11 protein-coding genes are annotated in these 15923 nt (G+C 46.2%); 7 read left to right on the top strand and 4 right to left on the bottom strand.

The annotated features are described in order from the left end of the window. Window position 1 precedes the first annotated feature (1 nt). Window positions 2–448 (top strand): c-type cytochrome, encoded by a 447-nt coding sequence (locus EIZ48_RS10890; RefSeq protein ID WP_160650909.1) that lies wholly within the window; start codon window positions 2–4, stop codon window positions 446–448. Window positions 449–505: 57 nt separating this feature from the next. Here EIZ48_RS10890 and EIZ48_RS10885 read toward each other — a convergent pair whose 3' ends face one another. The 4 genes from EIZ48_RS10885 to EIZ48_RS10870 form a co-directional block, all read right to left on the bottom strand. Further along, window positions 506–1177, bottom strand: coding sequence for a cytochrome b/b6 domain-containing protein (locus EIZ48_RS10885; protein ID WP_160650907.1), 672 nt, complete (start codon window positions 1175–1177; stop codon window positions 506–508). 141 nt (window positions 1178–1318) lie between these two features. Next, window positions 1319–2995 carry a cellulose biosynthesis protein BcsG gene (gene bcsG, locus EIZ48_RS10880; RefSeq protein WP_160650904.1) on the bottom strand — a complete coding sequence of 559 codons (1677 nt, stop codon included), beginning with the start codon at window positions 2993–2995 and terminating at the stop codon, window positions 1319–1321. A 23-nt stretch (window positions 2996–3018) separates the two neighbouring features. After that, the gene (locus EIZ48_RS10875; protein WP_160650901.1) at window positions 3019–3180 is read right to left on the bottom strand and encodes a hypothetical protein; all 162 of its coding nucleotides are present in this window, start codon (window positions 3178–3180) and stop codon (window positions 3019–3021) included. Beyond that, complete coding sequence (locus EIZ48_RS10870; protein WP_160650898.1) at window positions 3177–4709, bottom strand: BcsE family c-di-GMP-binding protein; 1533 nt, start codon at window positions 4707–4709, stop codon at window positions 3177–3179. The genes EIZ48_RS10875 and EIZ48_RS10870 overlap by 4 nt, the downstream gene beginning before the upstream one ends. Window positions 4710–5227: 518 nt before the next feature. On the opposite strand from EIZ48_RS10870, the gene EIZ48_RS10865 reads away from it, so the two are divergent. Genes EIZ48_RS10865 through EIZ48_RS10840 form a run of 6 tightly spaced genes read left to right on the top strand, consistent with a single transcriptional unit; the run spans window position 5228 to window position 15921 of the window. Beyond that, a complete protein-coding gene (locus tag EIZ48_RS10865; protein ID WP_160650895.1) occupies window positions 5228–5410 on the top strand; it encodes a hypothetical protein in 183 nt (60 codons plus the stop codon). A 25-nt stretch (window positions 5411–5435) separates the two neighbouring features. Next, on the top strand, window positions 5436–6254 hold the full coding sequence (gene bcsQ, locus EIZ48_RS10860; protein WP_160650891.1) for a cellulose biosynthesis protein BcsQ: 819 nt from the start codon (window positions 5436–5438) through the stop codon (window positions 6252–6254). Then, the gene (gene bcsA / locus EIZ48_RS10855; RefSeq protein WP_500690607.1) at window positions 6247–8859 is read left to right on the top strand and encodes a UDP-forming cellulose synthase catalytic subunit; all 2613 of its coding nucleotides are present in this window, start codon (window positions 6247–6249) and stop codon (window positions 8857–8859) included. Before bcsQ ends, bcsA begins: the two co-directional genes overlap by 8 nt. After that, complete coding sequence (gene bcsB, locus EIZ48_RS10850) at window positions 8856–11096, top strand: cellulose biosynthesis cyclic di-GMP-binding regulatory protein BcsB (protein WP_160650889.1); 2241 nt, start codon at window positions 8856–8858, stop codon at window positions 11094–11096. The genes bcsA and bcsB overlap by 4 nt, the downstream gene beginning before the upstream one ends. Then, window positions 11096–12211, top strand: a complete 1116-nt coding sequence (gene bcsZ / locus EIZ48_RS10845; RefSeq protein ID WP_160650886.1) for a cellulose synthase complex periplasmic endoglucanase BcsZ — start codon at window positions 11096–11098, stop codon at window positions 12209–12211. Before bcsB ends, bcsZ begins: the two co-directional genes overlap by 1 nt. Then, the gene (locus EIZ48_RS10840) at window positions 12202–15921 is read left to right on the top strand and encodes a cellulose synthase subunit BcsC-related outer membrane protein (RefSeq protein WP_160650883.1); all 3720 of its coding nucleotides are present in this window, start codon (window positions 12202–12204) and stop codon (window positions 15919–15921) included. Before bcsZ ends, EIZ48_RS10840 begins: the two co-directional genes overlap by 10 nt. Window positions 15922–15923 lie beyond the last annotated feature (2 nt).

Here is a 15923-nt window from a genome sequence, read left to right as displayed (position 1 = left end):
GATGAAGAAAGTAATACTCGGCAGCGTACTGTTGGTTGCAACCAGTGTCTCGGCATCACCTTTTGAAAAACCGGAAGATGCTATCCATTACCGTCAGTCAGCATTTTCCATGATTGCGACAAACTTTGGAGATATGGCTGAAATGGTTAAAGGTCGCAAAGATTGGGATCAGAAGCAGTTTAGCCAACGCGCACAATTTATCTCTCAGCTATCGTTAATGCCGGAGGAAGCATTTAAGGAACCTGGTACTGAGTCTGGTGATACGAAAGCAAAACCTGAAATCTGGTCTGACTGGGATGGCTTCTCCATGAAACTCAATAAGTTTCAGACTGATCTGGCCCAGTTGGCAACGGTGTCTCTTGACGGTGACGAGCGCGCAACGAAACGTGCGTTTGGCGTAGCAGCGAAAAACTGTAAATCCTGTCATAGCGATTATAAATTCCGCTAACGCCCGTTACAGAATAACAATCGGGGGAAAAGTGAAGACACTTTGCCCCCGTATAGATTAGAAAAGATAACTCACAATCTCTTGTGCGAAGTAGATGTAAATCACCCCGCCAATCATGGCAAAAATCAGCCACCCAATCAGTCCGTTTGTTATTCTTGGCGCAATGCTTGTTGGAAGGGGCTTATTACCGCTAATCATAGGCTTAATGAGGTTTTCCTTACCCAGCAAATAGATAATGATAGCGCACAGGTGAATACCTATTGCAGCCAAAATCAGATTGAAGTTTATCGTATGTATTTCAGTGAGTAAGCTGCTTATCTCACCACTGACATACATTGCGAATGGGCCTTCAGAAATAATGTCATCATTGGCGAATAGTCCCGTTATAAGCTGGATGCTCAGCAAAGCAAAGAAACAAAGTACCATGTAGCCACCTGCCGGATTGTGTCCGGGATGTAGTGTCGCCTGCCTGTCTTTATTATGTAATGACGTCAAATACTGGAATACAGCCTTAGGAGAGCGGACAAAATGACGAAACTGGGCCGTTTCACTACCAACCAAGCCCCATACCAGGCGGGTAAGCAGAAGCGCTAATAAGAAATAGGCAAGTGCGAAGTGCCAGTCCATCAGACCTTCCGTACCCGTGTACCATAGACCGGCAACGGAACAGGCTTGCAACCAGTGATAACCTCTTACGAAGCCATCCCAGGTTCGCGTCGATACATTCATTGCTTCTATCCTGTAATTGTTAATCAACTGTGATTATTTTTACAGAATTAGCAGTGTCATACCATGTTGTTTATGCCATCTTTTCAAACATTTACAATTTAGCTGATGTAAGAAGTGGCAAGCCAAAATATTGCTCTGTCTCTATTTAGCATCGTAATGGAGCCAGCTTTCATCATCCAGTGTCAAGAAAGAGGATTTTCTGATTTCCAGTATGGTTGTTCCTTGGTTTTGAGAAACAATTCCGACTTCATCTAAATTCTGAACAAGATCACTCAACTGGAAGGGCTTTCCGGAAAAGACATCGCTGGCGATAATGTTCCCTAATAAATCGGAAATCGCGAGATAACTATTGGGTTGGTTCAGCTGTATTTTATCGCCTTGGATATTGAGGTCGGGGCCGAAGAATTTAATGCCAACAGGAACATGCGTTATGGTCTTAGTCGGGACTTCTCGCATTCCCTGAATTTGCATTTTGTCACCTCGCATTGCAGCACCGTGCTCAGGGACGAATATCACAACCAGATTCCGGTCTGACTTTTTAAGCTTGTTTACAAATGCGTAGAGATCATCAAGAACATTTTTTTGCTGCTGCCTGTAGCTGATTAGGCTACTACCGGAATTACCTCGAATGATCCGGTTTCCATCATGGGCAGAAATAGAATTGTACAGGGTGACTGTTGGTGTATTGCGAGTTTGGTTGGTTTGGGCAAGCCACTGCTTTAATACAGTGGCATCTCGGTAAATACTCGAGCCATCAAAGCTTTTCTGGTACGGCGACAATTTATCAAGATCGACGGCGGGAGAGAGCGCACCGATGTTGTTGCTGATATGGGTCATGAAATTCCCAAACTCACCGTTGTGGTTCAAAAGCAATTCATTTTTGAAACCAAGTTGCGCCAGGTTCTCAAATAGCAGACATTGTTTGTTGCTTGCAGCTTCAAAGAGGCTGGTGTGTTCTTGTTGACCACAGCTGGCACGCAGAAGGCGAATAACCGCTGGGCCGCTATAGGCTGTTGCGGAGTTGAAATTTTCAAACAGGATATCAAATTCTGCCCATAATGGATGGGTAGTTTGGCCCGTCAGGTCGAGATCGTCCCAGGATATCGAGCATATGTTCAACAGGAGTACATCAAAGTTATGATTTAGGTTGAGCCCGCTTTGTAAGCTGGAACGTTTTTGCGCTTCATTAGCGAAAAAAGCCTTCCGGTATTGATTAAGGCTGATATCGTCAATGATGTCAGGAAGCTTTAATTCAGCGCCAGGAGGTTCTGCGGATAAGGCCGACGCTGTTTGGGGCGGAGTGATACGGGTCTGATGTATGTCGTTTTGTGAAACATGGGTAGTAGGTACTTTGGCCTGTACATAGAGCGGCTTTTCAGTGTTACTAAAACTAAAAAAAACCATGGTGATCATCACCAGGCTCGTTACCCGAAAGACTTGCTGAGCAAAGTAGTAACCGATGAGGATAAGGCAGAGTAAAAGGATGATATCAAGAGAGATAAACCGGGTAAGCAGCTCAAGCAGATAGAGCGAATCGAACTGTAGCAGTTGAGAAAGTTGGGTGGTTAACCGGTCAAGTGGTGGTAAGAACGAGTCATAGTGAAACAGCCATAGGCCGACAACGACGGCAATGCTATTTTTGGCTGCCCTTAGCCCCTTGTTAGCCACAGGGATCAGCAGGAAAAAGAAAAATGCAAAATTGTAGAGGGTCGAAAATCCTATCACCCCTTTAACCTTTAAGGCTATCTTGAGCAAAAAGTAGATGTTCCACCAGCCCAGAGACCAGGTTACTTTTTCACTGAGTTGTTTCGTTGTCATGATAAGCCATGTCCCTGCTTGAATTACAATGCATCATCTTTGTTTTTGTATTTCTTGAAATAGCTAAGGTGCCTGTTTAGCCAGTGTCGACGTACTTGGGAAACCATTGAGTTGGTGAAAAAGCCAAGCACAAAGCCGACAGCAATCGCAATCGAGATTGTCACGATAAAATCAGTCAGATTCATGGTAGTACCCTCTGAGATTTCCGTTCTAGAGGAACACGCTTGGCGTAGGTGCGAGTCGTAGTCTTGTGGCTAGGTAACGGTTTGCTTGTGTGCCAGCGTGTTGGTTTAGTTTTGACGTTTTTGTTTAAATGTGGAGCTGTTGCGTTGGTAAGTTCTTCAATAATGTCAACCGGGTTAATAAAAACGTAATAACTAGAAAATAGCTCACTGACCTTGAGGTGAAAGATACCGTTTAGTACGTCGTCTATATCATTGGCTCTAATTGCACTTAAAAAAACATAGATAACGCTATCTCCGGTTGTGAGCAAATCGCCATCACGTCGTAACTTACACAATGAGGCACACTCTGTTATGTCTTGGCTCGGGAGTATGTTGAGCCTTATCAAGGCAAAGTCTATATTTAAGCTCATTTGCTGTGAAATAAGTGACTTAACGTGCTGAGTGAACAACGTTATATCGCTTTGGCCTGAATAACTGTAACGTGGCCGTAAGCTGAGAAGGTCTTCATATTTATCAGGGAGCTGACCAACATACACTTGGTTTTGTATTGCGAGTGTCTGGCTGACAAAGTGAGAGAAAGAAACCTCGGCGGGAACGATAAGATTGACTCCTGAGTCCAATAACAGGCGTTCATCAAAATAGCTGATACATTGGATGAGTTCCCTGATAATTATTTTCAGCTCAAGTCCGCAAGATGTCCTTAGTTGGTAGGCGAGGCGGGATATACCTTCAATTGCTTCGTAGGAAACACAAGGAAGAACGATGGTTGCCTTCTTGTTGGTTAATGATGCCTCTAGAATCTCTTCAGGAGTTTCAAAGAACCGAAACTGTGCCGGGGGGACTTCATTTTCTCTTAACAAAGAGGCCAGCGTTAAAATATCTCGGTTGTCATTGATAGTGTCGGTGATAGATAAATTGCGCAAGTACGCTTTGTCTTCGATTGGGGTATACGTCTTTTGGTTTGCATCAAAGTAATAGTCGGCGTTAGTTATGATGCCCTGTTTGGTGTGGGCAAAAAGAAGCGTGTAGTGGTAGTTGATTTCATCCGAAGTACTCACGAGAGAGACGCTTTCAATCTGGTTGCAATGGGCCAATAACGTTGAAACGAGCGACTTATTATGGCGGACGTCATAAATGCAAAAATACACAGCGATGTTTGATTTAAGTTGCCAGACCTTTAAGCGAGATAATGCAGCACTGAGCTGTTCGTTGTTATCAGGGGATAATAAACTGCTCTCTGATAGTACAAATAATGTAGTATTTGATGTTACGGGTATTTTTTCTATATCATCAAGTAGCTGAACAATATTTTTCAGGCTGTTACTGCACTTTAAGAAAAACACTTCATTATAAAGTGCTAAGAGCTTGTCTTTATTCTTAATAGAGAGTTTCTGGTAGCAATCATAAGACGTATTTAACAGTAAAACGTGATAATCGGAATCTGCTACATGTGGTCCTCGAAGACGGCAAGGATCAGTTTCAAGCAAATTTATCACATTATCATCTTCTGAAAGAATAAAATTAGTCATAACTTATATTGCTCATACTCTCTTACAGTCGCTAAATTCACTGTTGAGGAAAGTTAGAATTGGTTGGTATGCCAAACCTCCAAAATATGGATGAAGTACAATCAATATACTTCAGTATCGACGTTCCCCAATTGTTAATAAGCCTAGTACCAAGATCGTAATTTGGTCAATTTTCAGCAGGATAAACTCATTGTGATAGTACCGACCCGTAGCCAACAAGGCTCAGACGCTTCTGAAGCAGAATCGAAGAGGGTGCTACTAGGCAGAAAAGTCAAAGATGGGTTGATGCTTGCTTTTACAGCCAGCTCTCAACGATAAGTAAAAAAGTGCAATAAAAAAAGTCAGATTGTGGCTGTTTTATTAACTTCTGCTATTCTTATTATGTTGATAATTATGATTATAAGTAGATAAGCGTATTAGAGACTAGGGCGTTAAGATCAGTAAGTGATTTTGTATGGAATCTCTGCTGATGTCCGTCATCAATACATTTTGTTTATTTAAAATAACTATAAAGTGATATGGATATAGAATCAGATCTATCTTACATAGCATCTTCATACCATTTGGATGACTTTGACTATGAAGAGTTTGCCGATAACGAAAGAGCTCGCATTATTAACGGGCGTTGGGGTGTTTTTGATGAAGTCAATGAACGCCACCCGAAACCAGTGAATGGAATAATAGAAACAAAAGAGCCATAACTTATTCTCCGAAAGGTCTAAATAGATGAAATTAATCGCTGTCTCTGGCTTGAAGGGCGGGGTTGGTGCATCGACGGTTGCTGCTAACCTGGCTGGTGGGCTTCATGATATTAATAAGAATGTCGCAATTGTAGATCTGGACCTTCGTAATTTTCTTCGTGTGTACTTTTCGATGAAAATGACAGATGGTGATGGTTGGGCTAGCCGCGAATATTGTGGTGAGGACTGGGCTCTTGCTTTTCATCAAAGTCCTGCCGGGGTGAGCTTTCTTCCCTTCGGAGCGCAAGCGAAACCTGTACTATCCGGCAGGGAGAAGAGTCTTAGTAAACAGCGTAAAATCGATTATTTTTCAGAACCCGAATCAGTTTATCGGCTGTCTAATAGCTTTTTTTCTGAGATGCTGACAACGCTGGCTGATCAATTTGACTACGCCATCATTCATTTGCCATCCGTTAGCTTTACTAGCAGTTTCATGGAGCCCCTGCGAGATCTTCATGCCACTATTGATCTGCACTTAGTCGTGATCAATCCCGATACGGCTTGCTACTCCATTCTCGATGCTCAGAGTAAAAGTGTAAGCCAGCTTTCTAAAATCAAACTGCTTGCGAATAAGTTCTATTCGACGAGTGAAGTAAGTAGTGACTTTTCCTTTTATATGAAAAAAATATGGGGAGAGACCTTAATTTCAAACCCGATTCATTTCGATGAGGCGCTTACGGAAGCAACGGCTAATTTACAAACCGTGAGCTGCTATTCACCCGGAAGTCTTGCCGCCGCAGAGTTCAAAACGTTAGCGCTGTGGAGCATTGCAGCTCTCAGTTGTGATGAAGGCAGTTATGCTTAGCTTCATTGCAAGAGGGATAATCAAGCCCTCCGTTATGCAGAGCTTCAACAAATACCTGACGGTGTATCCCGAGAGTGAGCATGCATCGAGTTCAGGTCGTTTTATATTGTTCATCTGGTTTTGTATCTGCTCTATTGTTCTTCGGCCTACCGTTTTCGGGCATCAGACTTGGACATTACCTCTAACGCTTTTCCCGCATATTAATTTTGCCAGACCGCGTTTTTTGGATTCGGTACGCTGTTTGATACAGGCGTTATGGTTGCTTGTGGTAAAGCAAAATGGTGCTGAACGCACTCGACGGGAGGTTACGGAGACAGAGCCGATCAATACCCTACGAGACGGCCTGTTGTGGTTTATCGGCCTTCCGATGTCTATCGTGCATTGGGCTGGAGCCTGGGTCGAAAGGGTGGCAGATAAATCTCAAACAGAAAACCGATCCGATAGAGTGAGCTTTTCCAAGTTACTGCTGAGTGTGTTGGTCGGTATTGCTTCAGTGCTTTGTCTTACTGTCCCTTTTGCCTGGCAAGCTCAAATCGTTTTTGTGTTATTACTTTGGCTGGCGGCAATGATGATACGGCGCTTGCCTGGTCGGGTGCCTAACTTATTGTTGATTATTCTTTCTGTAACCGTTTCGTGTCGATATATATGGTGGCGGTATACCTCGACACTTAACTGGGACAACTCCGTCGATTTGGCTCTGGGTATGATATTGCTGATGGCGGAGAGTTACTCCTGGCTTGTCTTGATGCTGGGCTATTTTCAGAATGCCTGGCCATTAAAGCGAAAGCCTATCCCGCTGCCGAAAGACGTTTCAGAGTGGCCAACAATTGATTTGATGATCCCGACGTACAACGAAAGCCTGGATGTAATTAAAACAACGGTACTGGCAGCGCTTGGTGTGGATTGGCCCAGGAGTAAGCTCAATATTTATATATTGGACGACGGGCAGCGCGATGAGTTCAAGGCCTACGCGAAGGAGGTTGGGGTACATTATATTCGCAGGCCAACCCATGAACATGCCAAGGCAGGTAATCTTAATTATGCCTTGAAGCGCTCTAAGGGTGAGTTTGTTGCTATTTTTGATTGTGACCATGTGCCAACAAGGGCCTTTTTTCAGGTCACGATGGGCGGCTTTCTGAAAGATGACAAGCTGGCACTGGTGCAGACACCACATCATTTTTTCTCACCTGATCCCTTTGAACGTAACCTGGCGAATTTTAGGGATGTGCCTAATGAAGGGAACTTGTTCTACGGCTTGGTGCAAGATGGCAATGATATGTGGGACGCGACTTTTTTCTGTGGTTCATGTGCGGTATTACGTCGTTCTGCGCTAGATGAAATTGATGGCGTTGCGGTCGAGACGGTGACTGAAGATGCCCATACGTTCTTGAAGTTGCATCGCCTTGGTTATCGTTCAGCGTATCTACGCCAGCCAGTATCGGCCGGCTTGGCAACAGAAAGTTTATCGGCGCATATCGGCCAGCGGATCCGCTGGGCAAGGGGAATGGCGCAGATTTTTCGGTTGGATAATCCTTTGCGGGGAAAAGGACTGAAGTGGCCTCAGAGGCTCTGTTACCTCAATGCAATGCTGCATTTCTTATCGGGGATCCCCCGGATAATTTTCCTTGTCGCTCCGCTGGCCTTTTTAGTCTTTCAAATGCAGATCATTTATGCCCCGGCAATCGCAATTGTTCTGTATGTGTTGCCACATATGATCCATGCAGCTATAGCGAACTCGAGAATCCAGGGAAAATATCGGCACTCTTTTTGGGGGGATGTCTATGAAACGGTATTGGCCTGGTATATCGCTCGTCCGACAACGGTTGCGTTGTTTGCCCCGGAAAAAGGCCGCTTCAATGTGACCGAAAAAGGCGGGTTGATTGAAGAGGCCTATTTTGACTGGAGTATTTCGAAACCCTATCTGGTGTTGATAGGAATGAATGTCGTTGGGCTGGGTTTCGGGATCTACCGGCTTGGATGGGGGCCAGGAGACGAACTCGCAACCACCGGGGTTAATTTGGTTTGGACCCTGTATAACTTGTTTATTTTGGGAGGCGCAATTGCTGTTGCGGCCGAAGAGAAGCAGATTCGAAAGAATCATCGTATCGATGTCGAAATTCCCGCAATGATTCGCCTACAAAGCGGCCATATGTTTCCGGCGACTTTGGTCGATTTCTCACTGGGAGGGCTGCGGGTCAAAACTGCTGACAATTCAATCTTTGACGGACAACATGAAATAGAAGTGACGTTGCACCGTTCGTCAGAGGAAATAACGTTTAAATGCATGGTTATCTACCGTGACGAAGAGTGCGTTGGCCTTAAGCTCTGTCCCCTTACAACTAAACAAGAAATTGATTTCGTACAGTGTACGTTTGCTCGTGCGGATAACTGGTTGATTTGGAAAAAGCAATATCAACCAGATAGACCAATGAATAGTTTCAAAAGCGTACTGATGGTAGGCGTTAAAGGTTATGAAAAGCTATTGGAGAATAGTCCTTCGGTTATTAAAAAAGCCTACCTCTCTCTAAAGTCTGCTATTGGGGCTCTACTTAGTTATCTGTCGTCATTTAGGCCAAGGTTTGTGCAGTTGAGGGATGATAAATGAAGCGTCTAACCATCAAAATAATTACACTTCTCGTTGGTTTACAGCTTTTCTGTTTAGCGACTGTTGTACAGGCGTCTGAACCTGTTGCGGATATCGAGCATAAGGATATTAGCTTTTCGCAGTTGGGTATTAATGGCTCCATCACTATGTCCGGAAGCGAAAGTGCGGCCTATCTGAGCTTCGGCTCACGGCTGGATGAAATCGTCTCGAAGGCAGTGTTAGAGTTTAGCTTTATTCCCTCTCCGGCATTGCAGTCCGCCGTTTCTCATCTAAAAGTCTTTTTGAATGAAGAGCTGATGGGGGTCGTTCCCATTAATGAGGGTGACCAGGGACAACGCGTGTCAGCCTCGATACCGCTAAACCCAAGATTTATTAGTAACTTTAATCAGTTACGTTTTGAACTTATTGGATCAATCAACAGTACTTGCCGTGATCCGAATAGTCCGAGTATCTGGGCTGAAATCAGCAAGGCAGGCAGCATTAAGCTGCAAGTTCACAATGCTGTTCTGGCAACGGATCTTGCTTTGCTGCCAGCGCCATTTTTTGATCAAAGAGACTTTTCGCATTTAACGCTTCCTTTTGTTTTTCCACCTCAACGTGACATTGACGGCTTAACCGCTGCAGGGGTGATGGCTTCTTACTTTGGCACTCTGGCCAGTTGGCGCGGTGTTAATTTCCCTGTCTATTTTGACGACCTTCCCCAGCAGCATAATGCGATAGTCTTTGCAACGAATCAGCATCGCCCTTCATTTATTCAAGACCTGCCAACAGTGAATGGCCCTGTGCTTCAGCTAATTACTCATCCCACCAACCGTTACCGGAAGTTATTGCTTGTACTGGGGCGTGACAGCCGTGATCTGAATACTGCTGTACGTGGTTTGGTGCTAGGAGACAGTTTGCTCTCTGGGCCTATAGCACGAATTAATAATGTTACCGAACTAAAGCCCCGCAAGCCCTATGATGCGCCAAACTGGGTGAGAACAGACAGGCCGGTGAGTTTTGCCGAACTGGTTGAGGGGCCTTATCAGTTACAGCGTGAAGGGCGTAGTGCTGCACCAATTAACGTGGAATTCCACTTACCACCGGATCTTTTTGCCTGGCAGTCGAGGGGGATACCGCTTGAGTTAGCCTACCGCTATTCCCCGCCGTTAGGGAATGCCGAATCGCGAATGAGCTTTTCGGTCAATGGGCAGTTTGTTGAAGCCTTTAATTTATCAGATACGGGCAAACATGCCGCTAGCAGCCCGATCAGAGTACCGCTACTGGACGATACGTTAATCAGTGCGAATTCCATCTCTCGCATCCCGGCTTTTCGTATTGATAGCAGTAATACGATGCAGTTTGAGTTTAGCTTCATATCAGGGGCGGGTGGTAACTGTCAGTCGGCACAACCCAGTCGCTATTATGCGGTGATGGACTCGGACTCTACGCTGGATTTTTCCGATTTTCCACATTACATAAAAATGCCTAACTTACGCGCATTTGCAAAATCAGGCTTTCCATATTCCAGAATGGCCGACTTATCGGAAACAGCTGTGGTTATGAAGCCAAATCCGCCAGCGCCTGAAGTAGCGCTGATGCTCGACACGATGGGGGCGATAGGAGCCAAAACAGGGTATCCGGCAATAAAAGTAGCCATGTTGGATCGTTGGGATCCGCAGCAGTTGAGTGATAAAGATATTTTGACGATTGGGCGACTATCGCCAAAGGCTGACAATGCCGTTTCTCAAGATGGCGCGAACCTGATCTTGGGGGAAATGACTAGGAAACTTGCCTTACCTGCGAGTAATAACAAGCTGGGTTGGGCGAGCTGGTTACAGAGCAAGCCTGATGATGCAGATGTATTAGGGACCGTTGATGTAACGGCTCAAGGTGCATTTGCAAGCATGGTTGCTATGGAGTCACCTCTAACCAAGACACGTAGCCTCATTTCGCTAGTGGCATCGCAACCCAATGATTTTGCCTTGATTGGTGATGCGCTGAATGACAGTGGCAAGTTAGACCATATGTTTGGTTCGGTTGTCACTATACAGGAGGGGCAGGTGGCAAGCTTCGAGGTCGGAAAGAGCTATTACCTAGGGCAACTACCAGTAATGGACTTGGTTTGGTACCACTTCTCTTCCCACCCGGTATTGCTCGCCCTGTGTGTCGTATTCCTAATTGTCGCGCTCACGATAATTTTCTGGCGTGTATTGCGACGAATATCTGCCGACAGATTGGCTGACGGAGGTAAGTAATGAAACAGCTAATTACTCTGCTAGTTTGCATTATGATCAGCTCTCAGGTATCTGCGAAGCAATGTAACTGGCCATTGTGGGAAACGTTTAAAAGCACCTACATTCTTGATGATGGGCGAGTGCTTGATGCATCTGATCCTAGGCAGATCACTACTTCTGAAGGGCAGTCCTACGCATTGTTTTTTTCGTTGATTGCCAATGATCCCGAGACCTTTGATCTACTTTTCAGGTGGACCCAAACACACTTGGCCAAAGGTGATCTGACAGCCCGGCTTCCTGCATGGCTGTGGGGAAGAGATGCGCAGGGAATGTTTTCGGTGCTCGATGCTAATTCAGCCTCGGATTCGGATCTGTGGATAGCCTATGCCCTGTATGAAGCTGGCCGGCTATGGGACAACTATTACTATCAGAGTGTTGCCTACTTCCTTGCCAGTAGGATCTTGCGCGAGGAGACCGTAGCGCTGAAACAAGGTGAGCGTCTCTTGCTGCCGGCGCCAACAGGTTTTGTTATTGATGACCGCACATATCGCCTTAATCCCAGCTATGTGCCAATACAGCTGATAGAAAAAATGGCGACATCCTTTCCTCACCAAGACTGGGCTTCACTCAGAAAGGGAAGTGAACTGCTTATCGTTGAATCAATGCCAAAGGGCTTCAGCCCTGATTGGGTTGTTTATTCAGAGAAAGGTTATACCCGAGACAAAAAAACCAAAGGAGAAGGAAGCTATAACGCGATCCGTACCTATTTGTGGGCGGGTATGCTGGCCGATGATGATCCGTTTAAGCCCCAGGTTGTCGAGGTTATGCAGCCTATGGTTACTGCAAATACCCGTAAAGGTTTACCGCCGCAAACGGTAGACACGCGTAATGGGTCTTATCGGGGTAAGGGGTCGGCTGGTTTTTCAGCTTCTATGTTGCCGCTGTTGGTGGCATCGGGCGAACGTGAATTTGCCAAGAGCCAGTATCAATCGGTGAAAGAGTCACTGCTCAGTGAGCAGAACGATTACTACTACGATAACGTTCTGGCACTATTTGGCGAGGGATGGTTTGAGAACCGGTATCGGTTCGAGCGCGATGGTAGCCTGGTTACATTTTGGGATGCGCAATGTCAGTAATTCCGGTACGCATAATAATAAATGCGAGTCTGTCTTTCTATTGGTTACTACTCGCCAGTTTTGCCTGGGCGCTGACCCCTGAGCAGCGTCAACAAGTCTATAGTTTGTCGCCGTCGTTGATACAGCAAGCATCCCAGCCCCAAGCGATAGACTCTGTTGACTGGCTCCATGGCCAGATTGTTACCGCAGAATTGATGAATCGTGATGATATTGTCCAAAGTGCTGTCGAGAGATTAATGGCTGTTTCGCCATATGATGTACAAGGACAAGCAGCACGTGCGCGCCTTAGTGCGCGAAAGAATGAGATCAAGCAGGCCGAGTTGATACTGAACTTGCTGCGAGTGCAGCATTCCGGAACGAGTTCGGTGTTGTTATTAGAATCATATTTGTCCATTTATACCCATAAACGGAATGAGTACAAACGGCTTCAGTTATTGGAAAAGCTTGGCCGTACAAAGGAAGCTATTGCAGGCTACGATACTTTGTTCCCCCATGGCTTGCCAACGTACCAGCTCAGGCTTGCCTACCTTTCTCTGCTTGCTGAAGATGATAACAACTGGGAACGGGTCAAAGACCAGCTCGAGCAGATGAATTACCGATACCCGGATGTACCGGTATTACAGCTCAGCCTTGCCAACCACCTCAGAAAGCGGGACTCTGCTAACCCCTGGATGCTGGCGACTGTTAAGAGGTTGGCAGCAAATCCACATGTCGGGGAACAGGCAGCCAATACGTGGCTAAGCGCACTTGCAGATCTGCCCGTTGATGATAGTTGGGCAAAACAGCATGCGACACTTGCCAGTTACTTCCCTTACAACTTCGCTATCCAGCAAGCTAATATTGCTGCCCAGTCCCGCTGGAGACAGGAGCAAGAATGGCTAAAAGATCCGACTTATCTTGCCAAGCTAAAGGGAATTGCTTTAGTGAAAACCGAGGATCCCGCCATCCTCCCGGATGCTTACGAGCAGCTAAGCTATGCGATATCGACCCGACCGAATGATCCTCAATTATTAGAGGCTATAGGAAAGTATTATCTGCGCGTAGGGGAATCAGGACAGGCATTGTTGTATTTCAAGCGGGCTGCGTATTTTGATAAAGACCCTGATAACGCCACAAAATACCAGTCTCTTGTTCAAACTGCCCAGTACTGGACCTACATTGAGCGTGGCGATCAGCTGGTAGAAGAAGGGCTGCTTCAACAAGGAAAGGAATACTATTCTAAAGCGCAGATCCTCTTGCCAGACAACCCGCAAAGTTATACCCGTCTGGCAAATCTTTCTCTTGCCGAGGGAGAGTATACAGCGGCAAGTGCCGGTTTTCGGAAAGCAAAGGTAAAGGATCCCTTGAATGCTGCAGCACTCAGAGGAATATTGGCTACCTATGTGACGCAGCAGCAACCCCAGATTGCATTGCTGCAGGTGAGCTCTTTTACGCCAGCGCAACAAGCGTTGGTACGCAAGGAAATTGATGCGCTAACGATAGAGCTATTGGCCAGGCGGCTTGATACCTATGCGAGCAGTGAGAAAAGCCTGCGCCTAGTACAGCAAACGCTCGATATGCTGGTGGCACTTAATCCGAGTGATCCCTGGTTAAGGAAAGAAGTGGCTGATTTGCTGGTAGGTTACCGTCAGAAAGCGCTGGCTGATCGCCTGATGGCGAACTGGGCTGCGAACTCTCAGGAGCCGGAAATGGTCTATGCCTATGGTTTGTATTTATCCCAGCAAGATCGGCTTGATGCTGCAATAGCTACGGTTTCGTCTATACCTGACGAAAATCGAACAGTCAGTATGCAGCAGACTCTGGAAAGGCTGAAACTCAAGCAAGTGATTGCCCGGGCTACTGCCCTTTATGAGCAAGATCCTGACAAGGCGATCAGCTTGCTGCAGAGCTATCCTCGCCCCAAGCGGGTAGAAAGTCGGTTAACCCTGGCGTTTGCCTGGGTACGAATGGGAGATCTTGGCAAGGCGCGTTTAGTTCTTGGTGCTCCGGAGCTTTCAACATTGGATGAAAATATGTTCATTCGCTATGGGGAGGCTGCTGTTGCCCTCGATGATAGGTTTCTGTTCGATAGCTGGCGCATAGCTGCCCAGGATCGGAAATTAAACCAAGAGTTACAGGCGAAATACTATCAGACAGTGGCCGACTATGAATTATACGGCGCCAAAGCCGATTACGCGGTAGGAAACATCAATAAAGCACACCAGACGTTTCAGTTTTTACTTAACTCTGAAGTGGCCAGCCAAGATGAGATAGCACTTCGTCTTGTTCGGACCAGTCATAAACTGGCTGATGAAAAAACCTTTAGCTATGTCACGCAGCGCTTGATACAGCGCCAGCCTCTTCTTTCTTATTCACAGCAACTCAAATTGGCTGAGGTACTTTACGAGACCGATAATAATCAGGATGCGACCCTGATGCTGGCCAAGCTTAGTGAACGCGATGATGGGACGGTCATTGATAAGTGGGAATCGTTGAACATTGCGATGGATAAACAGCAATGGAAAACTGCCGAAAAGCTGGCATACCAGACTTTGCTGGCTGACAGGCAGGCTAAACATCCTGTCAAAAAGGAAGGGCAGGAGCTTACACTAGAAACTATGTATCTTGAAGCCGATGACTATTGGCTGACGCGTAGGGTGAAAGCCGATATCGATACCCTGAGAGCCAGGGAAGATGGCTATATCAAGCTCGGGATTGACTATGGTTTCCGTGAAGGTGAGAACCATGAGCTCAATGTGCCCTTGGAGGCCAAGATACCTTTCTCTGAGTATGACGGTCATTTGGTCGTAAAGGTGGATTATGTTGAGGTAGATTCTGGTGATCAAACCTTTTTTGATAGTGATGTTAGTTTTGACGATAAGCAGAGCGGCACTGCCATTGGCATTGGTTGGGAAGCCAAAGACTGGCGGATAGATATCGGAACCACGCCGCTGAGTTTTCTCAATACGGGTGTTGTCGGTGGCGTTGAGAAGGTATTTGATATCGACCAGTTTACCTTTCGTGCTGCTTTGTCACGCCGTCCTGAAACCAGTACAACCGTGTCTTACTCGGGCATAAAAGCGGCCGTACCTCCTGCGGCACCAACTGAACAAGAGTGGGGAGGGGTGTTAAAAACGGGTATCAACCTTGGCCTGTCATGGGATGACGGCGGGCCGTATGGTTACTGGTCGAGTGCGCAATTCCATTACCTGGATGGAAAAAATACTGTAGACAATACCCGGTTTGCATTGATGGGGGGCGGCTACCGCAAACTAATCGCCGAGGAAGATAAGCGGTTGAGTGCCGGTATCAGTGCATTTTACATGAGTTACGATAAAAACTTGGGTGAGTTTGCCGTTGGGCATGGCGGATACTATAGTCCCCAGTCATATTTCTCGCTTTCGCTACCGGTCAGCTACTACGGCCGCTATCAGAATACCTGGGCCTATTCTGCTTATGCCTCGGTATCACATTCCTGGAGTGAACTCGATGCGCCATACGGGTTTGACGGCAGTGAAGAAAAAGGTGGGGATTTTGGTTATTCCCTTCGGTTGGCGGCAGAAAAACGGGTAAGCTCAAAATGGTATGTCGGGGCGCTGGTGGATGCGGAGCGGTCCGAATTCTATGAGCCGAACCATTTTCAATTGTATGTGAAATATACCTTCAATGAGGGCTGGCAACCGATAAAAACACCGCCAGAGCCTGTCGCTCTCTATGCGGATTACTATTAAGC

The organism is Photobacterium alginatilyticum, from assembly GCF_009910675.1.
GTDB classification, from domain to species: Bacteria; Pseudomonadota; Gammaproteobacteria; order Enterobacterales; family Vibrionaceae; genus Photobacterium; species Photobacterium alginatilyticum.
The sequence above is the reverse complement of the archived record's forward strand: the minus strand, read 5'-3'. Positions and strand labels throughout refer to the sequence as shown.